This window comes from Stenotrophomonas sp. GD03877 (assembly GCF_029840555.1).
Lineage (GTDB): Bacteria > Pseudomonadota > Gammaproteobacteria > Xanthomonadales > Xanthomonadaceae > Stenotrophomonas > Stenotrophomonas geniculata.
In genome coordinates, this window is the sequence record NZ_JAOCCT010000020.1 from 25718 (window position 1) to 52052 (window position 26335).

The window sequence follows — 26335 nt, forward strand, 5'->3', positions numbered from 1 at the left end:
GAGCCTTTACTGATGACCACCGAAACCCGTAATCCGGCGCAGGACGATAGCGATGAAATCGACCTGCGGCAGTTGCTTGGCACGTTGATTGATCATAAGTGGTGGATTGCGGGCATCACTGGCGCGTTCTTTGCCGTTGCCGTGGCGTATGCACTGCTCTCCACGCCGATCTACCGTGCTGATGCCATCGTGCAGGTGGAGTCGAAGGTGCCGAGCCTGCCGGGTCTTTCCGATATCAGTCAGTCCCTTGGTATGGGAGGGGGGGCTGCCGAAGCAACCACTGAGATCGCATTGATTACTTCTCGCGCGGTGGTAGGTAGTGCTGTTAATGCGCTGAAGCTGGATGTTGAAGTTGAGCCGAATCGATTTCCGCTTATTGGCGGCTATTTTGCCCGTAATTCTGAACGTGCGGACCCGGAGAGGTTGGCCGACCTGCGGTTTGGAATGTCCAGGTTTGGTTGGGGTGGTGAGAAGCTTGATGTGTTCCAGCTCGATGTTCCGCGTCATCTGGTTGCTAAGCCCCTGACCCTGATTGCAGGTGAGAAGGGCGCGTATGAGCTCGTGGATGATTCCGGCAGCCAGCTGCTGAAGGGGCAGGTTGGGAAGGTCGCCTCCGGAAAGGGGGTTGTGATGCAGATTGCCGAGATGCGTGCACATCCTGGCATGCGCTTTGAAGTGACACGTCAGCGTCATCTCACAGTGGTTGGCGGGCTTCAGAAGAAGGTTGCAGTAAGTGAGTCCGGCAAGGAGTCCGGGATTCTTACGCTTGCCTACGAGAACGCTGATGCGGAGCTGGCGCAGCGCTTTCTGCAGCAGGTCGCACAGGCGTATGTTCGCCAGAATGTTGAGCGGAACTCTGCCGAAGCCTCTGCCCAGTTGACCTTCGTCAAGGAGCAGCTGCCTAGCGTGCGTAACCAGGTGGACGCAGCGCAAAAGGCCTTGGCGGCCTACCAGACCCGTGCCAACTCTGTTGATCTGAGCCTGCAGACCAAGGGACTCCTCGACCAGGAGGTCGCCGTTGAAACCAGTATCCAGCAGCTTCGCCTCCAGCAGGCTGAAATGGATCGCAAGTTCACGCGGGACCACCCTGCGTACCAGGCGTTGATGCGGCAGATCGGGGAGCTTGAGGGGCGCAAGAGTGGTTTCCAGGGCCAGGTGAAGCAGTTGCCGGAAGCACAACAGGAACTGCTTCGTTTGACCCGCGATTTACAGGTCAGCAATGAGATGTATACCGGGATGCTAAACCAGGCGCAGCAGCTTGATGTGGCGCGCGCGGGCACTGTCGGTAATGTTCGTATTGTTGACGCGGCCGAAGTTGATTCCACCACCCCTGTTCGACCCCGTAAGACGCTCGTCGTGCTCATTGGCGCTATTCTCGGCGCTTTCCTTTCCATTGCCCTGGTTCTGCTGAAGCAGATGCTCAATCGTGGCGTGGAAGATCCGGCGCAGATTGAGGAACTTGGTCTGCCCGTGTATGCCTCGATTCCTGTAAGTGCGCAGCAGCAGAGCGACTCTGTCCGTGGCAAGTTCCGTGCAGATGGTAAGTTGCATCTACTGGCGGTCAAGGATCCAGCCGACCTGGCGATTGAGGCCGTACGCAGCCTCCGTACTAGCCTGCATTTCGCTCGCCTTGAAGCAAAGAACAACATCGTTCTGATTTCTGGTGCCAGCCCGAATGCCGGCAAGACGTTCGTTTCGTCGAACCTCGCCGCAGTGATCGCGCAGGCTGGTCAGCGCGTCCTCATCATCGATGCAGATATGCGAAAGGGGACGCTGCATAAAGCGTTGGGTGCTGTGCAGTCGCCCGGTCTTTCGGATCTTCTGGTGGGTAAGGCCGATCTGGCTCACGTAGTTCGGACGCTGCCGGGCATAGACAGCCTCAGTTTCATTACCCGCGGTGACGTTCCTCCAAATCCATCCGAGTTGTTGATGCATGCGAACTTCACGCAGCTTCTTGAAACTCTGTCGCCGCAGTACGATTTGGTGATTGTCGATACGCCGCCGATTCTTGCTGTGACCGACGCGGCAATTATTGCGCATCATGCCGGCACCTGTCTGATGGTTGCGCGCTTTGGCTTGAATCAAGCCAAGGAGTTGGCCTTGGCGAAGCGCAGATTTGAGCAGAACAACGTCCGGATCAAGGGCGCGATTTTCAATGCTGTCGAGCGGCGCGCTACCGGTTACTACAGCTATGGATACTATGAGTACAAGTCCAGTACCTAAGTGCTGGAGACGCTGAGTAGGGCGCGGTTGTAAGTGTGGATGGACGTTAAGGTGCTGGTGGGTCTAGCGCCTGAGATGCTTACGGGCGACGGCAGCTCGGAAGGTGCTTGCGGTTGTTCGAAGGCACTTTGGTCTCAGGCAACTGTTCAATTTCGCTGCGTTTCCTGTCTTGGCCCGCTGCGGCATGCTTTGGGCCTTTGGTAGCGGTAGGGTAGTGGGTGGTCGTTAATGGTCGCTATTTCGCCAAGCCAGCGACGCTACGATAATGAGTGATCTGTGCCAGGTGTAATCGGTTCCCGGTAGCGCCGTTGTGGCAGGTGGGGTCGTGCCTATGACGCGGCTGCCACGGGCTGCACAGCTTCTTGATGCTTAGGCACAGCGGGCCACTTGGGTGGTCGCAATCGTAACGAATCACCAGGCGACTCAAGTGGGAAGGGCCTACTCAGAACATGGGCGCGCACTGGTTTATGGCCCGTAGGGTGGCCGAATCCCGGTAGTGAGGTAGGCTCGCAGCATACGCCGATGCTCTTCGATCGGCTCAACTGCTCATCTAAGAGCGGCGTGCTTCGTATGGGGACGTTAAAGCGCGATTTCGCAAGGCGACCGCTTTGAAGTCCTGGAAGCCGGTGAGCCATTTGCTGCCTTGCGAACACTTGTACGCCGCAAGCCTGAGTCGCCTCCTCGATCCGGAGGTGCTCAAGGGTAATTCGACGAACTAGAAGAGCTCAACTGTCGACGGCGAAGAAAGAATTCTGGCGTTCCTCATTCGGGCCCTTTAGGGTTCGGAGGGGTGTGGTAACTACCAGTTCCCTGGGGGTGTACCGAGTGGAAAATCCGCAAAGAGAGCGCGGCTAGCTATCGCATGCTCGGCAGTTGGCGTCTAGTTGTCGGGAACTCCAATCTTATGAGTCCCCAACTCTGGATTCGGGAGGACTAGGCCTGGGCTGAACCAATCGCGCTCTTGCGTGCAACAGCAAACTGCTAAAGTTTGCCTGCTGCTAAATTGTGCCCAGTTAAACGACTTAGTTCGTCGATTTTATGTCCTTTCTCGTCAAGATGAGCGATGGCAGCTTCCAGTTCGACGACCTTTGCGCCCACGAGGAAGCGATACCAATATCCTTGGAGAAAGTGATAGGTCAATCCTTCTCTTCCATCAAGAAATCCGCCCTGAACGACGTAGCGCCATAAGAAATACGCAGTGGAGCTTACGGTGAAGGGTACCTTGTTATAAGCATTTTCTTTTAGCCAGCGTTTAAATGACGCTTGGCCGGAGCTTCCCTCAGCTGAGAGCGCTTCTCGAGAGAAAAGTTCATGCCGGGAGTTAATGACTTCAATCGCTTCGCGAGTCGCGTATCGATTATGTTTGTCAATGAAATAGCTTAAGTCGAAGAGATTGTGATCGGCGAATCCTCCGGTAAACGTTATCGTGCGTCCCTCCGACACTTGGATATGCTCATCCATCCAACGATCCTCAACTGTGCCTTTTCCATTGCGAAAAATCCGAAGCATAAGTAGGGGGTAACGGCCGCCGTGCTTAATCCAGCGGTTCATAAATATGTGTCGTCGCTTAAGATTTATGCCAGAAATGGATTCGTCAAGTTGAGGTAGGTGGGAATTAATCTCCTCAGAGAGATCCGGATAGATGATCTCGTCAGCGTCCAGACGCATGATCCATGGCGAACGGATTTCGCAGTGATCCATCGCCCATTGGAATTGATTTGCCTGATTTACGAACCTATTGAAAAAAATCCTGGCCCCAAGGCTCTCCGCAATTTCAGTCGTTCGGTCGTTTGAGTATGAATCAACAACAATCACTTCTGCTGCAAATGACTTCACAGACTTAATTGCACGGGCAATATGAATTTCTTCATTGTACGTCAGGATCACTACCGAAATTTCAGCCATCTGTCGACTCCGCAGAAGCCCGGTCCCTATGCTTTACAAGTTTTGCAGGGTTTCCAGTGTAGACCCCAAATTCCTCGGTATCTCGGAACACGACCGCTCTCGCGCCGACAACAGTGGATCTTGCAATCGTCACTCCAGGACCTACAAAAGCTTCAGCTGCGATCCACGCACTCTGGCCAATTGAAATTGGTCTGGTTACCAAGGGGTGGGTTGGGTCGTTGATGTCATGAGTGCCCGCACAAAGGTGGGCTCCTTGGCTTACTGTCGCCCTCTTCTCGATTAATACCGTTGCCATGTTGTAGCAGTTTACCTTGGGGCCGAGGCAGGTGTGTTCTTCCATAATTAAATTTGGGGGGTACCAAATGCGGGCAGTTGGATAGACATGGGCGGATTGGTGCACTCGTGCTCCCGCGATGTTCAGCAAAAAGACCCTCCATCGATGAAGCGGAGTGGGAGTCCAGGAGGCAAGTAAGGCCCACGTTAATGACCACGCTAATCGGAAGAGTCTGTGAGTAAGGGGGTAGGTGGTATGCCCTTTGCGAGTGCTATTGCTTTCCATTGCAGTCTAACCCGATGCTTCTACGATAAATTTCCCAATCTTCATCTGAAAATCGGTTCTTGATCAATCGTGCCGGGTTGCCTCCAACGACCGAGTTCTCCGGGACATCCTTCACAATAACGGAGCCAGCCGCCACGACCGACCCATCTCCTACGCGGACACCAGATCGGATGATGACACCATGACCAATCCATACATCCGCACCAAAAACGGTAATGGAGTGGCGCCATCGGAATGCTAGGCGCGTTGGCACACGGGGATCTTCGATTCCGTGATCATTCCCTACGATGCGTACAGAAGTCGAGATCATGCACAGATCTCCCACTGAAACTGGACTTGGAGACTCGAAGCCAGCTCCGACATAGCAGTAGCGGCCTAGTCTGCTGCCCGCGGGGATGTCGACATTCCGGCCAAACTGGACTCCTTCTCCGACCTGCGCAAGGTTAAGTCGCAGCGCTTTTATAAAATTCACTGGCTTCCTCAGTATCTTCTTAATCGGTCTGTCGATGGTTGAGCCGCAGATACTGATGATTGAACCAGCAACGCGTGCTGGCTCAGGGACGGTTGGAACTTCACCCCTATTACGCCTTCCCATTACATGCGCCTCTCTTTGCTGATCTCATCAAGTGCGTCTTCAATGAGGGTGCGCTGAACACTAGGGTTCCATCGCCTACTAATTACATCGCGGCATCTATTCCGAACTTCCGCCCGATCGGGCTTCTGTTCCATCCAGGCTTCTAAGCAATCGGCAAGGCTCTCAGAGCTTCCTCTTTCGAAGAAATTCCCGGTTCGTCCAGGTTCAATTGCCTCAAATTCTGGCATCTGATTGCTGAAGTCCCCATGGGTAAAGGCTGGCGTGCCGTATGTAAGGCTGTGAATTGCCGTCAAGCCAATTTTCCCGGGTGACACGCATGCATCAGCATCATAAATCATCCTGCCAACCATCTCTTCATCATAGCAAGCGCCAAAGAAGTGCACGCTTGCGCCAATGCGAGCGGCCTGCGCTTCCAGAGACTTTCTGGCGGGTCCATCACCAATCAGTAGTATATTTACTGGAAGCCCGCGCTTCCCCAGTAGCTCGCCCGCATCAAGAAGTAAGTCCAGCCTACAAATCTGCGTAAGTCGAGCCGTGCAAATAATCAACGGCCGGTCCGGGTTTTCGAATAGCGCTCGACCGGCTGCGCGGGAAACGTCACGCTCTATCCTCTCGAGAATTAAGGAGGAGGCGGCAAAGTCCAAGCTGTTGTAAATGGTTCTAATTTTTGACTCTGGGTACCCCTGTCTAATTCCCATTTCTCGGGAGCGCTCGCCGTAAACAAGCAGTAGGTGGGATATCGAATAGTAAAAATTTCGGATCAAGGCCTTTGCTTTTCTCTCTTGTGAGAGCCATCCGTGGGCCCAGAAAACTACCTTCTTGCCGGTCGCTCTGCCGACGATGCCAAGAGCCCAAGTCGCAATTATATTTGGGTTGCCAAGGATTAATAGTACGTCGACCGAGCTATCAGTCGCAAGTCGAATGTAGTTCTTAAAGCTAAATCCGCGATCGGTTCGTTTGACCGCGAGTTCGTTAATAACCACGCCGGGCTCGCCCTTATACGGCTTTATTCCGTCAAATTCATCTTTTGATGCGTGGAATTCGTACTCATGGCGTCCATTCAAAGATAGTTCGCGCAGAACGGGCGCCCTGTAATGCGGAAACTGATGGTATATGACGGAAACCTTCATTTGCGCTCGCTGAGAAAGTATTATTGCGTTATTGGCTTACTTCGAAATCGTATCTTTGACGCAGTGCATATGGCTAGGATAACGATTATTGCCACAATGGAAAAAACTAAATCAAATCTCCATCCAGCGAAGCCGACTGCAAAGGTCATGTATTGAATTGAGTTCGAGTCAAACATTCTAAACAGATTTGAAAGCCCCCAGAGAACTAACGGGAGGGCTAAGACGGAAAATGGCCCGAAGTTTGCGTAGGCCTCGCCGATGTATGTTGAATTCAGTGCAAGTCCATCCACATCCAGCCCGGACAGTCTTCCGAGGGTCAGTCCAAAGCCCTCGGGTCGTCCCGGCCAGATCGCTTTGGGGAGATAGAATGTTAGTGGGCGAACTATGAATGTGTCGCCCATTAAGTAACTATACTTGGACGGATAGTTCTCGATGACCATGTTGGCCATATTCAGGTTGCTCGCCTCAAACGCGGAGGAAAGAATTAGCTGAATATCCTGCCCCTCGGATGTGGCAAGGTGCTGGGCTGCTGTGTCTACCGCATAGCTCATTTGCTGGAGGTTTAGGCCATTGCTCCACATCATCCCGCGAACAATTGGGAATATAGAGTTGGCTTGAATTATGATTGGAGCGGCAAGGAGTAGGATTGCATAGCCCTTCTTGGGTACCGATTTATAGGCGAGCGCGTAAGATATTATGCAGGTTAGTGCGATAATTCTGTTTCCGGAAATGATGAGCTCCAGACCTGCTATGCAGATTAAGCCAATGCAGAACGCTCTGGTGGTAATAAGTTCCTTTCGCTTATAGAAGAGCAGCAGAAATGGCAGGGTGAAACGCATTACATTTCGTATCTGCAAGAGAGCAACCGCAACAGCATCTCCTTGCATAGACTCGCCGTGGCTGCTGTACCAGTGCCCTCCTGTGAGCTTCCCTGAGGAAATAAATCCGTAGATAGAAAATGCAAGATAGGTTGCCGTGTACCAATGCAAAAGTTTCTTGTTCTGGACTATATTTTGATTGATTTTTATCTTCGGGAGGCCGATATGCCGATTGGGGATTAGGAATATGATGGCCGCAACTCCGGCGGTCACTAGGTACACTCCTGGACTCCCATCAATGGTCATATTCGGGATGGGGATGTCTACTTGTCGAATTCTGCCGAAGACCGCGGAAAGGAATATAGGCGCTCCAACAAAATAAGAAAATCCTAGCTGAACGCCCGCCCAGTAGGTTATTGTTTCCCTCCTCACGACCTGAACGATCATTGCCAGGCACAGTGTAGTAGTGATTAGGGCAAGAATAATATTCAGGGTCTGCACTATCCGCGAACCTCCATGCGTACTTTCTTGAGGTATGCGATCAGAGGATTGTGCCTTAAGAAGGATTTTGCGTAGCTAAGCTTTGGTATGGTTGAGTTGGAGGTGCTGCATACTTTCCCATCAGTACTGGCGCTATCCAGAATTTGAACCACAGCCTCCAGCTTCGCGGCTGTGGCCTCTGTAGAAAAGCGTGAAGCTACGATCTTGTGAGTCTCCCGGGCTCGAGTGCAAGTTGGGCTCTCACGGACAGATGCGTTGCAGATTGCTTTGCTTAAGAATGTGCTCTCGTTTCGTTGATAGGAAAACCCCTCCATAGAAGTGAACTCCCATGGGGTGTTGTCACGATACTCTCTTGCTCGATAGACCACTGGGAGTCCCGAGCCCAGGGACTCAAGAATGACGTTGCCGAATGATTCCCCTCGCTCGGCATCAAGTGCGAAGCAGTCACTAGCCCAGTAGTAGCGCCGAAGCTTGTGATCATCGTCTACGCGGGCGATCAGATGGCAGTTTTCATTGCCTTCAAGTTTCAAAGATATGGACTGAGGCGCGCCGATAAGAATCATCTTGGTTGATGTTCCTTTGATCATTTGAGCGAGCTTGAGATATGAGCTTGACCACTTCCCATCATGGGGGGAGCCAACGCGAAGGATGACGTTGTCGCATGCAGCGATGTTCAACGAGTTCCTTGACTCTTCACGCTCTTCGGCCGTTGGTGGCCGGAATGTGTCGGTATCCTGACAGTTTCCAATGACAAACGGCGCCTTGTTGGATGGGAATCCTGAAAGTCGATACTGCATGGCTGCCCATTCACCAAGTACGGCCGTGCACCATTTTCCCGGCCACCATGCAAAGGTGCTGTCTTGGATTGCGAAAATGTTGTTGACGATAAGGTGCGGCGCGTGAGGCCCGAGGCTGCGAACAGTCTGCTGAAGTAGCTGAATTGCCGCGTGCTGGCCTGCGGAGTAGCTCGAGTAGTGGAAGTGGACTACGCTCACCTCTGCCCAGTCTAGATCCGTCAGGTTCTCGAGAATCTGGCCTTTTGATTGAAATACTGCACGCCTGGAGGGGGTGATGCCCTTCGTCGCGTGAATGATCGGATTGTATCCTAGGGCGATCCAGCACTCGCAAGAAGTAAGTGCACTGCGGCTGGTACCGCCGAGGCCGCTGTCGGAGAAGATCACGACGACGCTTCTGCTTTTCCTGTCCATCTATTCGTGCCGTTACTCTTTGTTAGGGACCAAGCTAGAATTAGCTGCGAACATAGAATGCCCAATGCTGCCACTGTGAAGCTGCCTGCGTAGCTTCCGATACTTACAATTACTAAGCCAGTAAAGACCGAGAGTCTTGTGAGACGTTGAACAGCCGCTTCCTGGTTTTTTGTGTACAGGCATGCAGACAATATTTGGCAGAGTAAGCTCAGGAGTGCTGCGCAAAATGTGGCCACATAAACAAAATTCTGGGAGGAGGCGTCAGCGTTGAAAAGCATCGGCGCAATCCAGAAGAGTGCAGGAGATGTTGCTGCTAAGAGCAGAAGCGCTAGTCTAAGTGGCTTATATGTCTTTTCCCAAATGGCCTGCCTTTCCGACGATGACTCTGCATGTCGTAGGTTCGGTACCAGTCTGGATGCTATGAGTGAGGTTATGATGTGGACGGGACTGGCCAGGCGTACGGCACTTGCATACAGGCCTGACAAGTGCGAGCCGAGGAATGCATTTATCAAGATTACATCTAGCTGCTGTAGCATGGTCCAAATATTGATAAGCCAATAATTGGAGCCCCCTCGCAGGGCATTCTTATGTAGACTCTTGAAGTTGTACTGGCCGAGAAAGCGGATGGCGCCGGCGAGCCAGGCAAGGGTAAAACATCCGCTAATAATCGCGAATTTGTCCCAGGTGGGCCGCAACACGCTTGCGGCAGCTATCGCGGCCAGAGGAAGCGCTCTCCGAAGCAGGGTGAAGATGTCTGCCTCCTTGTTCTTCTTTAGTCCATAAAGATATGATTGTGCGATATTGTTTTGTAGCTCAGCTGCCGTGAAAGCGGCAGCCGAGACCATTATCCAGCTAAGCGATCCCAGCGAAGTGGCGCTTGCAAGAAGCGTAGCGAGAAAGGCAGTGGCCGACAATACGATCGCTGCAGCAAGGTAGCTGCCACCGATGCTACTTTTGGGTTCAGTTATCTGCAATGCCCTGTTGGGGAGTCCAGCGCTAAGAAGTCCAATTAGGATGGCTCCAATTGCGCAGGTCGTAGAATAAATACCGAACTGCGCCAGATTGGCCGTTCTCGCCAAAAGTATTAGGAAAACTCCTTGGCAGGCAGCGGCAGCTACCCTTGAAAAAAGTGAAAAGCTCGCGCTGCCGTTACCAGAGGTCATGCTGATCAGTTACTCTTTGCTTTGCGTAATTGGGTAGCCATTGTCCCGGAGTACGACCTGTTTGGCTGCCAAGGTCCAGTCGCACTCAATCATTTCCTTTACCATGTCTTTCAGGGAAATCTGAGGCACCCATCCAAGGTCGGTTTTGGCCAATGTTGGGTCGCCCAGTAGGGTCTCAACTTCGGCTGGGCGGAAGTAGCGCGGATCGATTCTAACGATGACATCGCCAGCCGTTACTCCTGGTGCCCTATCGCCGGTCACCGATTGGACGATTGCGTGTTCAGTAGCGCCGGTTCCCATGAAGCTCAGTTCTATCCCAAGTTCTCTTGCAGCCATCTCAATGAACTGGCGGACGCTGTACTGCACCCCTGTCGCAATGACGTAGTCCTTCGGGGCATCCTGTTGAAGCATCATCCATTGCATACGCACATAGTCTTTCGCGTGACCCCAGTCGCGGAGTGCGTCTAGATTGCCCATAAAGAGGCAGCTCTCAAGCCCCTGCGCAATATTGGCAAGTCCACGGGTGATTTTTCGCGTTACGAATGTTTCGCCGCGGCGCGGGCTCTCGTGATTAAAGAGGATTCCATTGCATGCGTAGATTCCATATGACTCGCGATAGTTTACGGCAATCCAGTAAGCATAGAGTTTTGCTACACCATACGGGCTTCGTGGGTAGAAAGGGGTTGTCTCCGTCTGGGGTACTTGCTGAACTAGGCCGTAAAGTTCACTTGTAGAGGCTTGGTAGAAGCGCGTCTTATCAGTGAGTTTGAGGAATCGTATTGCCTCGAGGAGACGCAAGGTGCCAAGGGCATCCACGTCTGCTGTGTACTCGGGTGCTTCAAAGCTCACTGCCACGTGACTTTGTGCGCCGAGGTTGTACACCTCATCTGGTTGCACTTCTGCGATAATACGTGTCAGGTTGCTGCTATCCGTGAGGTCGCCGTAGTGGAGGTGCATGCGTGCCCCCGCTTCATGGGGATCTTGATAGATATGGTCCACGCGTTGCGTGTTGAACGATGATGCGCGCCTTTTGATGCCGTGAACTTCGTATCCTTTCTCAAGCAATAGCTCTGCGAGGTAGGATCCGTCTTGGCCGGTTATGCCAGTAATGAGTGCCCGTTTGGTCATGCTAGGTCCGTCTCTAGTTGGTGGAAACGCTGGATTCTTTCGGCGTTAGGATGGAAGTAAGATTGCTGTTGAAGCCGGCAAGAATCGCGTCTAGTCCGAGAGTGTGCTCCGCCTGATATCTAGCTGCGGCGCCTAACACTCTCCGTCTGTCAGGTTGGGAGCATAACTCACGAATTGCGCTTGCCATTGCGTGAGCATCGCCTGGCGGGACGACGACTCCGCTCTGAGCTAGCGCCTTTGCTACACCCGTGCCATGCGCTGCGGTTGCGACCACCGTACGCCCACTAGCAAGCATTCCTGTTAACTTTGATGGCATAACGAGGTCTGCCACGTCGGCTCGTTGTGGTAGTAAGTGTATGTCCGCTAGTCCCAGCCAATCATTAAGCTTGTCGATCGGTTGAAGCTCGAGAAAATGCACATTCGGGAGATCCGCGCAACTTTGTTCTAGCAGCGATCTCCCGGGGCCTTGCCCGCCAAAGACGAAGTGAAGTTGTTCCATGTCTTTCAGAGAGCGCGCGACTTGCTCCAGAATTTCAAGTCCCTGTTTAAGGCCCATGTTTCCAGAGTAAAGTGCCACTACTGCTGAGTCTGAAATATTAAGCAATCTCCGGTAAGGGCTTGAGTCGGAGAGAGGGCGTATTGCGCCAATGTCCACCCAGTTTGGAAAGAGTGTGCGTGAGCTTGCTTTGACACCCTTTGCGGATAGACGTGCAATCATCATATCGGATATTGTCGACACGCGATCAAATCGACGCATTATTGCGAGCTCAATTGCAAAGGCTATTTTGCGGCCGGCGTTCGCTCGAATCACGCCCATTTCCAATGCTGCGTCAAGCTCAAAATCTTGAATGTGCAGCCAGGTCTTGGCGCCCGTGACTTTTGCATAAAGCCAAGCTGCTGGAGCGCTCGCCATTGTCGGCGCGATGTTTACCACTACTTCGGCTCGGAAGAAGAGTGATGCGGCGAGTGCTGGGATACAAGTCAGGCCAAAGGACGCGAGGTGCAGCAGGCGCGTTAGGCCTCGAGGTTTGGCGGGGACCCAGATAGGGCAACGGAGAACCTCTGCTCCTGATATCCATTCGCGTGACCACCACCAACGACGATACCCGTTTGATATTTTCCATGACGGGTAGTATGGCGGAGCGGTAACTACGCGAACCGAATGGCCATTCGCCGCAAGCCAGGTGGCCATCTCGCCTGTATATTTGCCAGTGCCGATGTCCTCCGGGGCGTAGTTGATCCCAACAATCAGAACGCGAGCCATTCGTGGGCCTCTGGGTTTCTTAGGTGACGGCACTGGATGCTGGTCGGCAGTTTTTTTCCGCCCGTCCGCAACTCAAAATTGGCGGGGCGAGTGCTGCGTTGGAGTGGTCGCTGAGTCGGCCTCGCGCGCGTACTGGTAGCGCTTACTGGACTGCAATTCCTGCATAAGGTGGCAGTGCATTCAAGTGAGCGGATTTGCCTATAATCGAAATGGTCCTGGTCTGCGTCGGCTTCCTGCCTTGATGTGTTCAATAACATCTATCTGATCCTTCTGTACCATGGCGCGCAACTGCCACTGTCTGCTCAGCTTATCTACGCTGGTCTGGGCATCCGCGTGAGCTGGACCTCGAATCGCCACAGGGATTCCTGCAGGGCGCCTCGTGGCAATCTGTCATCATATCAAAGTTGCGTGAAGAGTGCGCTTGTGTGTTGCTGGCAGGGATTGCCAGACCTGCAGGGTCGTCCGAAAGGGCCGGGATGGGGTAGGCCTAGTCCGCGGCTCATGGCACACTTGCAGGCCCTCTCGTTGCTTGAGAGGGTTAGGAGCACGGAAGCAGCGGCGGCGCTTTGGTACCTCTCTGGTGCTGACAAGGTGAGGTCGATGGCTGCATTTGACGTTTCCGTGCGCGTGCACCTCTCCTCTGAAGCAAATTCATGACACCTGAATCTCGCATTTTCGTAGCAGGCCATCGTGGTCTTGTTGGTAGCGCAATAGTCCGTCGCCTGACCTCGCTAGGTTACCGGAACCTTATTCTTGCAAGTAGAGATGTCCTGGATCTTCGAGATCGTCAGTCAGTAGATGCTTTTTTCGAGCGTGAGAGGCCGGAAATTGTATTCTTGGCTGCAGCAAAAGTTGGCGGCATTCATGCGAATAGCACCTATCCCGCAGATTTTCTGTTTGAAAATTTACAGATTCAGAATAATGTTATAGATGGGGCGTATCGTTTCGGGGTTGAGAAGCTTGCGTTTCTTGGCTCCTCCTGTATTTATCCCAAGCATGCTGAGCAGCCCATTCGCGAAGAATCATTATTGACCGGTTCGCTCGAGGCGACGAATGAGTGGTACGCTGTGGCGAAAATTGCGGGAATTAAAATGTGTCAGGCATATAGGAGGCAGTATGGATTCAATGCCATAAGTCTGATGCCGACGAACCTATATGGCCCTGGTGATAATTTTGATCTCCAGAACTCTCACGTGCTTCCGGCTCTAATCCGAAAGTTCCACGATGCCAAGATCGCCGGGATTCCTGAGGTTGTCATGTGGGGATCCGGCACGCCTCGTCGCGAGTTTTTGCATGTGGACGACATGGCTGCTGCGTCTGTTTTCTTGGCTGAGACATACAGTGGTGAGGACATTGTTAATGTCGGGGTGGGGGAGGACATCAGCATTCTTGAGCTTGCTGAGCTTGTCCGCGCAGTTACGGGATTCTCCGGGCGTATCGTGAATGATCTGACTAAGCCTGATGGTACTCCCAGGAAATTGCTCGATGTCAGTCGACTGAGTGATCTGGGATGGAAGGCCAAGATCGGCCTGCGCGAAGGAGTTGCTGCCACCTATGAGTGGTTTTTGGAAAATCAGGGCTCGCTCCGAGAGGTATAACTCTTCGAGCTCATGGGTCTTGAATTATGACTTCGGGCGGCATCCTTGCGGATGCCGCCCGTTTGCACATCAAGATAGTTACTTTTCGATGGCGTTTAGGTTGTCGAAGAAAAAGCCAGGATCTCTTTCTGAAGTCGCTTGATAGAGGCTGTAGCTTCGGGAGAGTCGAGCTCCGCCATCGCGATATAGCGGATTCCATAGGAAGTTTGCTCGCGCCCGTGTGGATCTGGGTAGCATGAAGTCAAATGGAACGGAGACGTATATCCCCTTGTCGAAACTGCCTTCGCCGAAGTCCTGAGAAGAGACATTTGTTTTGGTTGCGTACGCGCCCATTGACACGCCATTGCTGAACGCGCGCGACAATGAAACTGTTGCGCCCCAGTCTTTCGCCAGGTAGCGGCCTGCACTTGTTGAAAATATAATCTTTCTTTCGTTGCCCAGCTGGTAATAGAAGGTGGCGTGACCTGTGGCGACGCTGTAATCCCTGAAGCTCAGTCTTTGATCGAAATCGCGTTGCTTTACCCAGTTCATCTCGGCGCCGATCGCCCATCGTTCACCGAGCGGCCTGTAGATTACTTCAGCCCCAAGGCCGCCATACATCGATTCAAAAAGACCCGCGTAGGCCATTCCGTACAAGTCGCTTCCGAGCTGCCGCGTGCTAGTAATTTGGAGGTTGGGGAGCGTAAGGTCGGCGGTCGTCAGATACTGTCGCACGTTTGTTCTGACGCGCGGGAGATTGCTGGGCGCGTCATAACGAAACTTGTTGTAATTATTGTACGCGTTATAGCTGGCTGTTCCGCTCAGCCAGGTGTTCCTCGTGAAATAGAATGTGGATGAATAAGTCCCTGCGATCTGGAATAGAATGAATCCATCCGGGCCACCTAGGGACTGTTGGTAGCCTATATTAAATCCGCCATCAAATCGGTGGATGGGAGTCGTATATACATTCGTCCGTCGTTGCTGCGCAGGCGGAGCTTGCTCGATGTGGCCTGCTAGCTGATTGAGTTCGATTCGATGGTCGAGATAATCATGGAATGCGCTTAGTTCCATGCTGGTTTCTACGATTGGAAGCCCCAGGCGAGTGTTCTGTATCGTGATCCAGTTGATGTCTGAAGGAAGGCTTTGGGCGACAATGCGCGAGGCTCTGCCGAGACCTTGTGCGGGATAGAAGAATTTTCGTTGTTCGCCGGAAATGATAAGTTCCGAGCCGCGTCGGCTTATCTCGCCTACGCGCAATCCTGCGTTATCGCTTAGCTGCTCTGTGATGCGATTCCAATCAATGCCGACATCCGGCGGTGTTCCTGCTGTTGCACGCGCGCCGGTGCCCCCGTCTATCGGAAGCGGGTCTAGTAGCTTGGGCATTGCTGTTGCATTGGCTAGGTTTGCGTGAACGGTTATACCGAACATGGCAGTATCACCTCGCTCCCAACCGAGGTGAAGCTGAACGTTCTTGTTCAGTGCGTAACTCGCACCAATATTGATTGGGCTTCTCTGGCGAAAATTGTTCTGCTGCGGCTCATGCTTGTAGTCATTGCCGTCGTACTCAACTTTAATCTGAAGCGGATCCCAAGGGGTTTGATACGCGATGCCACCGAATACACCAACGGGGCCTTGGAATACGCTTTTACTGTTCAGCTTTCCCGCCTGTACACCAGATCGCCTTTCCTCGAACCTGTCATCAATGGCGGCCAAGGGGTTTCTGAAGTCGCCCCTATTACCGATATAGCCAGTTGCCAATCCCAGGCTGGCGTCAAAATCGCCAATACGCTTACTTGCGACGACGTATTCGCTAGAAAAGAGTCCGGTGCCGCCAATGTCGCGAAAGCCTGCTGCAACTTCTGGTACCCAACGGGACTCCCGGAGAAGGCGGAGTTTGAGGTCGATTGACTTGTCTTTGTTGCTCTGATTGCCGCTCAACCATTCCGGTCCGTATCGTCGGTTGGAAACGGAAACGTAGCGAAAGGCTCCCTCTAGCCAGGGGAGTGGCTGAAGAACAACGTTGTATCGGCTGTTAGGGGTGGTGTAGCTTGCGGTAAAGCTTAGCTCTCCCTCATCAGCCATTCTTGCAGTTGGGGTCTGCAGTAGCCCGATGCCACCCCAGTCGCTCGCTGTCGGTGCTGGGGGCGTCTGCGCATGTAGTGCAGTGCTGATGCTGATGCTTATGAGCGCGATGCTCGTGCGCGTAAAGGGTGGGCGGCGGTGCTGCATTAGTGGCTGGCTCTGGGTGCCGTAAGCACCTGGGTGGCGAGGAAGCTGGCTGCTTCTTCATTGATGTCAGGGGCGATCGAGCTAATCTGGTGTTCGTCCAATGGAACGAAGACTATGGCTCCTGGTGCAAGATGTGCAGGGGCGTCCTGGTTCCATAGGGCAATACCCAGCTTCTGTACGCGGCCGTCTGGCTGGATCAAGTACAGGTAGTCTCGACTGGCCGCTCGGCGGAGAGCTTCGCAACTGTTTCGGTAGGAGAGTGCGTCGCGGAGGAAGCTGTGTCGGAGCGTGCAGGGGCGAGTCACTGCGCCTGTTACCGTCACAGTCTCAGGGCGCGTGGGGTAGACAAGTTTGTCCCCGTCTAGCGCAGGGCGATCCTTTTGCGGGTTTGCCTCGAGCGCGCGTGGATCAAGCAATTGCACTTCACGACCAGTAATAGGTAGATCGGCGATTTGGTCGCTAAGCGCGCGTGCAGCATTTGCAAGATCCGCTGACTCTCGTTGTCCGGCGACGATCTCCAGGTCGAACAGTAGCCCGGCCTTTAGGCGAGTCTGCGACGGTGTGGCGCGTTGGCGCAGCAGGGCGGCACCCAGAAGATACGCATCTGAGGTGGGAGTAGCGCCCAGTGCGGCGACGCTCAGGCGACTTCCGGCTGGGATTGCTTGGCTGCCGCCGGTGCGGACATGACCGCTGACGTCTACGTGAATGGGCGCAGCGGCACTGGCGCCGTAGCCCATGCCTATGCCAAGCATGAGCGCTGTCAATCGCAGCATCATTGGGCTTTCAGATCCTGCGAATAGGGCTTGAGCTGAATGATTTCCAAGCTGGTGTCGGGTGCAATGGCTTGCACGCTCTTCCAGATGAAGCCATTGGAAGGGTCTACCCAGTAGTCGTTGTTGCGGCTCCAGCCGCTGCCACGCAGTTGCTCGCGAACATGAAACAATTCTCTTGATTTGCCAAGAATTTCAACGTTCTCGCGGCCCAGGGTGTTCAACGTGCCTGTGACTTCCATGCCGAAGCGGTAGCCGGGCATCACGTCGTAGCGCCGTTGTACCGTTGTCCCATTCGGTACCTGATGGAGTGCCCGGAACGGGGACGCGCCCTCAATATTCATCCTCTGTAGCTCTGGCACGCCGCGATAGGTGCCGACGACCAAGCCATCGGTCAGATAAACGATGCTGCGATCAGCGCTGTACCACGCGCGGCGTTCACCGTCGACGTTACCCAGCACAAGTACTGCGCCGCCGGTGGGGCCGGTGACCTTGATCTGCGGATAGCGTGTCGCCGCAACCTCGGCTGCAGTCGGTTCTACATCGGGCTTGCCCTGAATGGCTAGCTGTACCGTCTTGATGCTAGTGCGACCGACTACGCCGCAGCCCGCCATCATCAGAACGGTCAATGCAGCCAGCAACCAAGCGGGCTGGAGTCCAGCGAAACGGGCAAGACTGGCCAAAGCGCTCCCGCGCATGGTGAACCTCGTCAATTGTCCAAGTCGTTCTTGACGCTGGCGGCGTTGTTGATGATCGCGGTGAACGGCAGCAACTGGTTCACGAACCGGCTCCACCGCGTGACACCTGCGGCGCCGACGAAGACGACATCGCCAGGCTGCAGGCTGAACTGGCTTGCTACGGCGAATGCTGCCGGCGAGCGTGCTTCGAGATGGAACACCTGAGATGGCGTGTTCTGCAGATCATTGGAGCCGCGAATAACATACACGGCGTTGCCGTTGGAAGTGGTCTGCAAGAGCCCGCGGGCGCGGCCCAAGGCCTGGCTGAGGGAGATGTCGCCCGTCTTGAAGCTCAGTGCGCCGGGCTGATTGACCTCTCCGACCACGAACACTTCCTTGCGATCCAGGTAAGGTACGTAGATATGATCGCCGGCGGCCAAAAATACGTTGGTGTCGCCACCACCGTTGCGGCCCAGGCGATCCAGGTCGATGGTGTAGGTGGTGCCATCGCGCGTGAGGCGTACGCCAGACAGGTCTGCTTGGTTCGGGTCAAGGCCTGCTTGGCTAATGGCATCGCCCAACGTCAGGGGCACGACCGTGAGGGGCACTGTAGCGGGCTGACGCGAGGCGCCGGTAACCCACACGCGCTGACTCGCATACGTCAGCAGCGAGACATCGACCTGCGGTGCCTCAATGTAGCGCGCGAGCTTGGAGGTCAGCTCTTCGCGGAGTTCGCCAGGGGTCTTGCCTGCCGCAGTGATCTTGCCGATGTAAGGGTAGAACAGAGACCCATCGGTCTGCACCGGGCGGCCGGCGGCATTGAGCTGCTGCTGCGCACCGGCCGGCACTGTCAGTTCGGGATGATCCCAAACCGTTATGTAGAGGACGTCACCGGCGCCAATGCGGTAGGGGGCGGGCTGGAACTGCGTTAACGCAGTCGGCAGCGCTGGCGTAGTGTCCGATGCGCGATCCATTGCGATCAGCTTCGGCGTGATGGGAATCAACTCGATTTGATCGTTTCCGAGGGGCTGGTCGTCGCGGGCCAGTACGCTTGAGCGCATATGCTGGCCAGGAGCCCACATGCAGCCTGACAGGGTAAAGGCGATTGCCGTCATGGCAACGAGACGCTTGCAGTCCATCGAGAATTCATCCTGGCCCTGACGGGCATGAAAAAACCCCCGCCGAACTGACGCCCGGCGGGGGCGGGGGTACATCTTCGGTCGACCGATCAGTTGGTGCCGGTGGTGCCGGTGGTACCCGTCGTGCCGGTGGTGCCGGTCGGCGGGGTGGTGCCACCGCCATTGTTGTTACCCGCATCGTCCTTGCTGCTGTCGCTGGCAACGCTGTAGACAACAGCGGCGGCAGCAACACCCATGCCAACGGTCGCAACCGTGGTCAGGGTGCCAGTGGCGGCAGCGCCGGCGCCTTCAGCACCGGCAGCAACTTCGGCGGCCGGCTGGGCAGCCGGGGCTTCCTGAGCGAATACCGGGGAGGACAGACCCAGCAGGGCCAGAGCGGCAATCATCTTCTTCATCTACGGGGTCTCCTACTCCGTGAGGGAAATTTCCGCAGCCATCGTCGCCAATTGGAGGGTGTTATGTCAAGAAATCTGAATGTCGGCATTACGAACTGTGACGTTGCATGACTTCCGTACGCCCTGAGAGCCACTTCGCGAGTTCCACGACCAGCTGATGGGTCTGCATCTGCGGCGCAGCCGTTGGAAGCACGAGCCCCGCGACCAAAGCGGCAGCGAGAATCCACGCATGCGGCCTCGCTGGAAGGGGGCTGGATCGCAGACTCCACGCCGCTGCGCTCAAGCCCAGGGTCAGGCCTGCGACCACCTCCGAGAGACTGTGGGCATGCAATGGAATGCGGGACGAGCCAATCAGCAGTGCCAGGATTGCCCCTGCAGCAAAGCCCGCAGTTCTCGCTGGTCTTGTGGTTCCCGCCAACAGGGCCCCGGCCACCGGATAGATAGCGCTGGACATCGCGGCATGCCCTGAAAACCCGGTGAAATCGATGCTGGCCATGCCCAGGCCCCAGCCCATGTAGGCAAGCTTGCTTGCGAGGGTCAGCGCCGCCGTGAAGGCAATAGCCGTCAGTGCACGCCACTTGAATGCCGAGCGAGGAAGGCTGATCAGCAGGATGGCGATCATGGGCAGCAGCCAGCGGCTGTCACCCAGGCTCGATAGCAGTTTCCAGACGTCAGGCATCTGATTTTGAATGGGTAGGGGCAGGGGATCATAGCGACACCAGCTCCGTTCCACTGCCTCCCACGCTTGGTCCATTCAGCCAGACGAGGTATCCTTTCCCGCTGCCAATGGCCCCGTAGCTCAGCTGGATAGAGCGTCCCCCTCCTAAGGGGAAGGTCGCCCGTTCGAATCGGGCCGGGGTCACCACCCGCCACACTGCACGGCAACCGCTCTCCGGGCTTCTACAACAGCCTCAGCCCGCCCAGCACCGCCGCCACCTCCTCGCGCTCGCCACCACGCAGCCCCTGCAACGGCAACGGCATGCAGTTCTCGCCGCACAGCCCCAGCAGGGTCGCCGCGCAGGCCATGACGCGAATCCCGCCAAACCGGTCATACAACGACCACAGCGGCGCCAGTCGCGCAGAGAGGGCAATGGCGCCCTCGGCATCGCTGTTTCCCACGGCCCGCACGATCTGCAGCGCAACCTCGGGGAACAGTCCGGCTGTCACCAAATACCAGCCATCGCACCCCGCCAGCAGTCCACGCACCGCCGAGGTGTCACCACTGACGCCCAGCGTCACATGCGCAGGAACGCACGCACGGAGTGCAGCAACGCGCGCGGCCACCTCAACCGGATCATCAGCAAGGCGCGGGATCTTGATCGAGGCGATGTTGGGCAGTGCGGCGATCCGGCCATGCAGCGCATCGGTGAAGCGGAAATGCGTGGTGCCCGGATTGTCGTAGACGCAGATCGGTGTGCGCACCGCAGCGCATACGGTTTCGAACAGCGCTTGCACCTCATGATCCTTCAGGGGCTGGTAGGACACCGGGGCTAGCAGCAGGCCAGCAGCACCCGCATCCTCCGCATCCAGCGCTAGTTCCAGCACATCCCGGGTACGCAGTGCACCGATGCCGGCGTTCACCGGTACGCCCTCGGCATGCGCGAGTGCTTCGCGCAGCACCCGCTTGCGCTCGGGCTTTTCAAGATAGGCGTAGCTGCCCGTAGAGCCCAGGACGCCCATTGAATCAACACCGGAATCAGCCAGGCGCTCGATCAGTTGCGCAAATGCCCGAAAGTCGATGCCGGCTTCAGAGAGCGGGGTCAGGGGAAACGCGCTGAGGCCATTGAACATGGGATCTCCCGGGACTGGGATGGGTTGGGTGCCACCGCGCCTGGGGCGTGACGACTGGACGTCTGGAATTGTTTATTGTCCTATGACAAAGCTCAAGTGCGGCCATGCAGCGTGTCTATCCGGTGCAAATGGCGCACCATGAATGTCATGGAACCCAACCTTCGCCCCGTCCAGCCTTCGAACTACGCCACCGTCGCCAGCTGGCCCGAATCCGCCGGGGCCACCCAGCGCTGGGCAGGCCCGGGTGTGCCGTTTCCACTACCGCCGGAGCGGTTCGCGCAGGTGCTTGAGCTCGAGGTGCGCCCGGGCTGGGCGCTGCTGGACGAGCAGGGTGTTTGTGTTGGATTCGGTCAGTACTGGATGACCGGCGCCGGCACCGCGCACCTGGGCCGCATCATTGTTTCCCCACTGGCACGCGGGCGCGGCCTTGGCCGGCTGCTCGTTCAGTCCTTGAGTGCACAGGCGCTGCGCGAAAGCGGTATCCAACGCCTCACTCTGCGCGTCTACCGTGACAACACGGCCGCCGTGGCCCTGTACCGCGATCTCGGTTTCCTGCAGGTTGAAGCGTCCTCAACGCCGGAACTTCTGTTCATGCAGCGCACGTCGGGCTGAATCCTGTTCAAGCAGGTGTGGCGGCCTGCAGGGCACACCATTGCTCCCGGGTGATGCGGCTGATGTGCTCGGTACGGTAGTCGCCAAGGAAGCTGTTGAACTTGTTCACTTCGGTATGGTGATGCTGGAAACCGCATTTGCTCTGCGCGGTGAGTGATTGGAGGTTGTCAGCGAAGTAGCCGCACCACAGCGCTTCCAGCTCCAGCTGCAGGAATGCATGCCGCATCACTTCGCGCACCGCTTCGGGTACCAAGCCGCGGCCCCAGTACGGTACGCCGATCCAGTAGGCGATCTCGCCTTCGCGGTCGCTGATCTCGAAGTTGCTGTCAGCGCCGATCAGGATGCCGACACAGCCGATGGCGCGGCCGTCTTCGCGGTTCTGCAGTGCGTAGACCTCCGGCTGGTTGAAGACGGTGCGGATGATTTCGGTACTTTCCTCGACATTGGTGTGCACCGGCCAACCGGCGATCGGACCCACGCGCGGGTCGCGGGCGTACTCGTACAGATCGGCGGCGTCGGTGTCTCGCCAGGGGCGAAGAATCAAGCGTTCGGTGTACAGCTGCATTTGGATTCCAAGGAGACAAAGTGAGCGCACAGGCTAGGTCGCCAGGCGCGGCCGGCCCAGAGCGGGACCTTGATGGTTTCGGTACTTTTCACAACTGATGGTCGAGCCCGGGTATGCTGGGGCCTGGAATACAGCCGGATCGGCCCATGGACCGCGTACCGCAGCTTCTGGACCAGGACGAATCCATGCGACTGGAGGTCAGCACGTTGGCCGAAGGGCAGGGCGTCCCGTTGTCGTTCGGTCACGCCTATCTGGCGGTGCTGGTATGCGTATCGGGGCGCGCGCGCTTTGCACTGAATTTCCGCGAAGTAGCGGTGCAGCGTCATGATGTGCTGGTGCTGGCAGAGGACACGCTGGCGCTGCTGCGGCATCGCTCGCGCGGCTTCCTGGCGATGGTCTGCCTGATGCCCAAAGCGCTGGCATCGGAGGTGGCCTATGTGTTGCCCAATGCGCTGTTCCAGTTCCTGCACGAACAGCCGCACTGCCGGCCGCCACCGTTGGATGTGCCGTTGCTGCAGGGATGGTTGCAGCTGATGATGGACGCGCAGCACAACGGTGGACGGCATCGCCACGTGATGCTGCGCAATCTACTGCAGAGTTTCTTCCTGAAGATGGCCACGTTGCTGCCGAAGCAGAAGCGGGCGCCCGCGCAGGTCAGCCGACGCGAGCGCCTGGCCTGGAGCTTCTGGGAGCTGGTCGGGCAGCGCAGCACGCGCCAACGTGACGTGCAGTCCTACGCCGAGGCGCTGTGCATCACCCCGTTCTATCTTTCGCAGCTGACCCGCGAGTGCTTCGACGAGACGCCGAAGGCGTTGATCGACCGTCAGGTGGTGCTGGAGATCAAGGCACTGCTCACCTACAGCGAATTGCCGATCGGTCGCATCGCCGAGCGCCTGTGTTTCGAGGATGCGTCCTACCTGTGTCGCTACTTCCGGCGGCATACCGGTCAATCGCTGACTGGCTACCGCCGGGCGGGGCAGGGCGGCACTAATGTGATACGAACAGCGGCGCCGGTACTTCGGCGAGCAGATCCTCGGTGACTCCGCCGAGCACGCGCTCGACCACCCGGCTGCGGCTGTAAGGGCCCAGCACCAGCAGGTCTGCGTCGGCATCGAGTACGTGCTGGCGGATGGCTGCGGCAACGCCGCCCTGGCTCGAGCTGATCGTCTGGATCTCCACTTCAACGCCATGCCGCGATAGATGCTGGGCCATCTCTGCGCCGGGTGTGGCCTCGGCCTTGGGCGTGTCGACCATCAGCAGGTGCACCGCTTGTGCACGTGCGAGCAGGGGCAGCGCATCGGCCACCGCGCGACGTGCCTGCTTGCTGGCATTCCAGGCCACCACAATGCGATGGCCTACCTGATCGCCTTGCCAATGCGGCGGCACCAGCAGCATCGGCACGCCGGTCTGGCGCAGCGTGCCCAGCGGGTGCCAGCCAGAAGGGGCGCCGGGCGTGCGCGGATAGCCGGCGATGATCAGGTCGCAGTACAGCGACTGCAGGGCCAGGTCGGCGCCGCCCAGATAGTCCGAGACGATGCGCAGTTCGGTGCTGATCTGCAGCGGCTCGGACACGGCACGCAGGTTCTGCATCAGCTGTGCGGTGCAGGCGGCATCCGCGCGCGCCTCATGGTCGAGTGCGGCGGCGATGCCGGCGCCGCGCGCGAAGCCGTTGGCGATGTCGGTGGGATGCTGGGCGGTGGAGACTGCGACCAGATGCGCCTGCTGCGCCTGCGCCAGATGGGCGGCGATGTTGAGAACGCGGTTCCCGGTGTCGCTGGCGTCGAACAGTACAGCGATATCGCGTAGTGGATGCAGCATGGCGTTGTCTCCTTCGATGCCTGTGACGCGTTCCCTGTCGCGCACCGACCCGGGCGCACCGGACGCACACCCGTTTTAGCGCATTGGTGATTCGGATGAATCATCCGTGATTCAGTTTATTAATTGATGATTCATGCTAGCGTGAGGGTGAACCCACACCTCAGCGCTTTCATGCGACCTGCCGCAGCACGCACCCGCCGCGACCTGCACCACGCCCTGGCAGCCACCCTGGTCAGCCATCCGCGCTGCACGCTCAGCGAACTGGCGCAGGGGGCAGGCATCAGCCGGGCCACGCTGTATCGGTTTGCACCAACACGTGAAGCGATAGACGAAGCACTGTTCGCCGCAGGCTTCGAGCGTCTGGAAGCGGCGGCGGTCTGGTTCGACGAGGGCGGTGATGCACGCCACGTGCTGGAGCAGGTCACCGCCACGCTGCTGGCGGACTGGGAACTGGTGACGCTGCTGTTCGCGCGGATGATGGAAGAGCAGCAGCGCCAGGGCGACCTGCATCTGCTGCCGGAGCGCTGGGCGCCGATCGGCGAGCGCTTCGAGGCCTTTTTCCTGCGTGGTCAGGCGGCCGGAGAGTTCAACGTCGGTTTCACCGCAGTGTGGCTCGCGGACTTCTACTGGACCTGTTTCTACGGCATCACCTGGTCACTCGCACGTGGTCGGCTGGCGCCGGCCGCGGCGGCCTCCACGCTGCTCGCGTCGTTCCAGCGGGGGGCGATGAAGGATTGACCGCAGGGGCTTGCGGCCGGGGCGCCGTGGCTTACGCCTGCTTCAACAACTGCACCAGCTGGCGCAGCCGATACGGCTTGGGCAGGAACTCCACCTGTTCCGGCAGCGGCGGCAGCTGCGAGCGCGCATAACCGGACGACAGGATCATCCGCGCCTGCGGTTGTTCGCGCGCCACATGCTCGCTCAGCTCGATGCCGGACATGCCGTTGGGCATGCTGACGTCGCTGAACACCACGTCGAAACGTGCTTCGCCCTTCAGCAGGGCGGCGGCCTCATGCGCGTCGGCGGTCGTGGCCACGTCGATGCCGAGGTCGCGCAGGGCCAGGCCGATCATTTCACGCAGATCGGTCTGGTCTTCCACCATCAATACGCGGATCGGGTCATCGGTCATCGGCAGGGTCCTCCATTGCGGGGAGCAGCAGGCTGACCGTGGTGCCGACACCGGGCGTGGTGGACACGTCGACGAAGCCGCCGCTCTGGGTAGTGAATCCGAACACCTGGCTCAGGCCCAGGCCGCTGCCTTTGCCGATGTCCTTGGTGGTGAAGAACGGCTCGGTCGCCCGTTCGGCGATGTCGGCCGCCATGCCGTGGCCTTCATCGCAGACGCTGAGGGTGACATAGCCACGTTGCAGCGTGGAGTCCGCATCCGGGTCGAGGCGATGCTCCAGCGCGGTGCCGATCAGGATGCGGCCGCCTTCAAGGGTAGCATCCGCGGCATTGGCGACCAGATTGGCCAGCGCCGTCTGCAGCTGCAGCGCATCGGTGTTGATGGCAGGCAGGCCCGGCGCCAGTTGGGCATCCAGCACCACCGTGGGCGGGCAGGCGCGTTGCAGGTCCGGCAGCCATTGCCGTATCAGCGCATTGATATCCAGTGGTTCGCGGATCAGGGTCTGGCCGGTGCTGAAGGCCAACAGCTGACGGGTCAGCAGCGCACCACGATCGGTCGCAGTCTGCGCCGCATCAAGCAGCTCGGCGGCGCGTGCATCGTCACCGTTCACGCGCAGCGACAGCAGGTCCAGCGCGTTGCCGATGGTGGTCAGCAGGTTGTTGAACTCGTGCGACAGCCCGCGGCTGAGCCGGCCGACGGTCTCGAACTGCTGGGTATTGCGCAGTGCACGCTGGGCATCGCGCAGCAGCCGCTGTGCCTGCCACTGCTCGGTGATGTCGCGTGTGATCTTGACGAAGCCGAGCAGCTCGCCCGCTTCGACCACCGGCTCGATGACCACGCTGGCTCGGAACGACGAGCCATCACGGCGAACCCGCCAACCTTCACTGGCGACATGGCCATGTTGCGCCGCGAGGCGGAGCAGGCGCTGCGGTTCGCCGGCTTCGCGTTCGGCAGCCAGATAGAAACGGCCAAAGTGCGTGCCCACCACGTCATCGGCTGAATAGCCCTTGATGCGCTCGGCACCCGGGTTCCAGCTGCAGACGACGCCATCAGGATCAAGCAGGTACAGCGCATGGTCGCGCACGCTGTCGATCAGCAGTCGCAGTTGGCGGGAAGGGTCCGTCAGCACGGACGTCGTAGAA

At 57.2% G+C, this 26335-nt stretch carries 24 protein-coding genes and 1 tRNA gene; 6 read left to right on the plus strand and 19 right to left on the minus strand.

Going from position 1 to position 26335, the window contains the following annotated elements; genetic code table 11:
* The first annotated feature begins 12 nt into the window (after window positions 1-12).
* Entirely contained in the window at window positions 13-2223 is a 2211-nt protein-coding gene (locus tag N5D20_RS15065) for a polysaccharide biosynthesis tyrosine autokinase (RefSeq protein WP_197578766.1), read from the plus strand.
* 981 nt (window positions 2224-3204) lie between these two features.
* On the opposite strand, the gene N5D20_RS15070 is transcribed toward N5D20_RS15065, so the two are convergent.
* The 8 genes from N5D20_RS15070 to N5D20_RS15110 all read right to left on the minus strand — a co-directional run bounded on the left by N5D20_RS15070 (window position 3205) and on the right by N5D20_RS15110 (window position 12494).
* Window positions 3205-4128: a glycosyltransferase family 2 protein gene (locus tag N5D20_RS15070; RefSeq protein WP_197578767.1), complete on the minus strand. Its 924-nt coding sequence runs from the start codon at window positions 4126-4128 to the stop codon at window positions 3205-3207.
* A gap of 545 nt (window positions 4129-4673) precedes the next feature.
* Window positions 4674-5282, minus strand: coding sequence for a DapH/DapD/GlmU-related protein (locus N5D20_RS24730; RefSeq protein ID WP_197578769.1), 609 nt, complete (start codon window positions 5280-5282; stop codon window positions 4674-4676).
* Window positions 5282-6412 (minus strand): glycosyltransferase family 4 protein, encoded by a 1131-nt coding sequence (locus tag N5D20_RS15085; protein WP_197578770.1) that lies wholly within the window; start codon window positions 6410-6412, stop codon window positions 5282-5284. The genes N5D20_RS24730 and N5D20_RS15085 overlap by 1 nt, the downstream gene beginning before the upstream one ends.
* Before the next feature lie 20 nt (window positions 6413-6432).
* A complete protein-coding gene (locus tag N5D20_RS15090; RefSeq protein WP_197578771.1) occupies window positions 6433-7731 on the minus strand; it encodes a hypothetical protein in 1299 nt (432 codons plus the stop codon).
* On the minus strand, window positions 7731-8912 hold the full coding sequence (locus N5D20_RS15095) for a glycosyltransferase (RefSeq protein ID WP_197578772.1): 1182 nt from the start codon (window positions 8910-8912) through the stop codon (window positions 7731-7733). Before N5D20_RS15095 ends, N5D20_RS15090 begins: the two co-directional genes overlap by 1 nt.
* A complete protein-coding gene (locus N5D20_RS15100; protein WP_197578773.1) occupies window positions 8909-10102 on the minus strand; it encodes a hypothetical protein in 1194 nt (397 codons plus the stop codon). The genes N5D20_RS15095 and N5D20_RS15100 overlap by 4 nt, the downstream gene beginning before the upstream one ends.
* 9 nt (window positions 10103-10111) lie before the next feature.
* Window positions 10112-11230 carry a GDP-mannose 4,6-dehydratase gene (gene gmd, locus N5D20_RS15105; RefSeq protein ID WP_197578774.1) on the minus strand — a complete coding sequence of 373 codons (1119 nt, stop codon included), beginning with the start codon at window positions 11228-11230 and terminating at the stop codon, window positions 10112-10114.
* Between the two features lie 13 nt (window positions 11231-11243).
* Complete coding sequence (locus N5D20_RS15110; RefSeq protein WP_197578775.1) at window positions 11244-12494, minus strand: glycosyltransferase WbuB; 1251 nt, start codon at window positions 12492-12494, stop codon at window positions 11244-11246.
* A gap of 653 nt (window positions 12495-13147) precedes the next feature.
* Between N5D20_RS15110 and N5D20_RS15115 the strand changes: the two genes are divergently transcribed.
* Complete coding sequence (locus N5D20_RS15115) at window positions 13148-14092, plus strand: GDP-L-fucose synthase (RefSeq protein WP_197578776.1); 945 nt, start codon at window positions 13148-13150, stop codon at window positions 14090-14092.
* 78 nt (window positions 14093-14170) lie between these two features.
* On the opposite strand, the gene N5D20_RS15120 is transcribed toward N5D20_RS15115, so the two are convergent.
* The 6 genes from N5D20_RS15120 to N5D20_RS15145 all read right to left on the minus strand — a co-directional run bounded on the left by N5D20_RS15120 (window position 14171) and on the right by N5D20_RS15145 (window position 19960).
* Complete coding sequence (locus tag N5D20_RS15120) at window positions 14171-16300, minus strand: YjbH domain-containing protein (RefSeq protein WP_197578777.1); 2130 nt, start codon at window positions 16298-16300, stop codon at window positions 14171-14173.
* Window positions 16300-17076, minus strand: a complete 777-nt coding sequence (locus N5D20_RS15125) for a capsule biosynthesis GfcC family protein (protein ID WP_197578778.1) — start codon at window positions 17074-17076, stop codon at window positions 16300-16302. Before N5D20_RS15125 ends, N5D20_RS15120 begins: the two co-directional genes overlap by 1 nt.
* Window positions 17073-17768, minus strand: coding sequence for a YjbF family lipoprotein (locus tag N5D20_RS15130; RefSeq protein WP_279914701.1), 696 nt, complete (start codon window positions 17766-17768; stop codon window positions 17073-17075). Before N5D20_RS15130 ends, N5D20_RS15125 begins: the two co-directional genes overlap by 4 nt.
* An 11-nt stretch (window positions 17769-17779) precedes the next feature.
* The gene (locus N5D20_RS15135; protein ID WP_197578779.1) at window positions 17780-18886 is read right to left on the minus strand and encodes a polysaccharide biosynthesis/export family protein; all 1107 of its coding nucleotides are present in this window, start codon (window positions 18884-18886) and stop codon (window positions 17780-17782) included.
* A gap of 89 nt (window positions 18887-18975) precedes the next feature.
* Window positions 18976-19281, minus strand: a complete 306-nt coding sequence (locus N5D20_RS15140; protein WP_197578780.1) for a hypothetical protein — start codon at window positions 19279-19281, stop codon at window positions 18976-18978.
* Window positions 19282-19369: 88 nt separating this feature from the next.
* Window positions 19370-19960 carry a phosphatase PAP2 family protein gene (locus tag N5D20_RS15145; protein ID WP_197578781.1) on the minus strand — a complete coding sequence of 197 codons (591 nt, stop codon included), beginning with the start codon at window positions 19958-19960 and terminating at the stop codon, window positions 19370-19372.
* A 109-nt stretch (window positions 19961-20069) separates the two neighbouring features.
* On the opposite strand from N5D20_RS15145, the gene N5D20_RS15150 reads away from it, so the two are divergent.
* Window positions 20070-20146 (plus strand) — tRNA-Arg (locus N5D20_RS15150).
* 35 nt (window positions 20147-20181) lie between these two features.
* On the opposite strand, the gene N5D20_RS15155 is transcribed toward N5D20_RS15150, so the two are convergent.
* Entirely contained in the window at window positions 20182-21072 is an 891-nt protein-coding gene (locus N5D20_RS15155) for a dihydrodipicolinate synthase family protein (RefSeq protein ID WP_197578782.1), read from the minus strand.
* Between the two features lie 147 nt (window positions 21073-21219).
* On the opposite strand from N5D20_RS15155, the gene N5D20_RS15160 reads away from it, so the two are divergent.
* The gene (locus tag N5D20_RS15160; RefSeq protein WP_197578806.1) at window positions 21220-21684 is read left to right on the plus strand and encodes a GNAT family N-acetyltransferase; all 465 of its coding nucleotides are present in this window, start codon (window positions 21220-21222) and stop codon (window positions 21682-21684) included.
* Window positions 21685-21691: 7 nt separating this feature from the next.
* On the opposite strand, the gene N5D20_RS15165 is transcribed toward N5D20_RS15160, so the two are convergent.
* A complete protein-coding gene (locus N5D20_RS15165; protein WP_197578783.1) occupies window positions 21692-22249 on the minus strand; it encodes a GNAT family N-acetyltransferase in 558 nt (185 codons plus the stop codon).
* 146 nt (window positions 22250-22395) lie between these two features.
* On the opposite strand from N5D20_RS15165, the gene N5D20_RS15170 reads away from it, so the two are divergent.
* Window positions 22396-23289 (plus strand): helix-turn-helix domain-containing protein, encoded by an 894-nt coding sequence (locus N5D20_RS15170; protein ID WP_197578784.1) that lies wholly within the window; start codon window positions 22396-22398, stop codon window positions 23287-23289.
* Here N5D20_RS15170 and N5D20_RS15175 read toward each other — a convergent pair.
* Complete coding sequence (locus N5D20_RS15175; RefSeq protein WP_197578785.1) at window positions 23237-24067, minus strand: universal stress protein; 831 nt, start codon at window positions 24065-24067, stop codon at window positions 23237-23239. The genes N5D20_RS15170 and N5D20_RS15175 overlap by 53 nt on opposite strands.
* Before the next feature lie 171 nt (window positions 24068-24238).
* Here N5D20_RS15175 and N5D20_RS15180 point away from each other — a divergent pair, with 171 nt between their 5' ends.
* Window positions 24239-24805, plus strand: coding sequence for a transcriptional regulator (locus N5D20_RS15180; protein ID WP_049453152.1), 567 nt, complete (start codon window positions 24239-24241; stop codon window positions 24803-24805).
* Between the two features lie 31 nt (window positions 24806-24836).
* Here N5D20_RS15180 and N5D20_RS15185 read toward each other — a convergent pair whose 3' ends face one another.
* Together N5D20_RS15185 and N5D20_RS15190 are read right to left on the minus strand one after the other, a co-directional pair.
* Window positions 24837-25196: a response regulator gene (locus N5D20_RS15185; RefSeq protein ID WP_010482617.1), complete on the minus strand. Its 360-nt coding sequence runs from the start codon at window positions 25194-25196 to the stop codon at window positions 24837-24839.
* Window positions 25186-26322: a PAS domain-containing sensor histidine kinase gene (locus N5D20_RS15190; protein WP_049436274.1), complete on the minus strand. Its 1137-nt coding sequence runs from the start codon at window positions 26320-26322 to the stop codon at window positions 25186-25188. The genes N5D20_RS15185 and N5D20_RS15190 overlap by 11 nt, the downstream gene beginning before the upstream one ends.
* Window positions 26323-26335 lie beyond the last annotated feature (13 nt).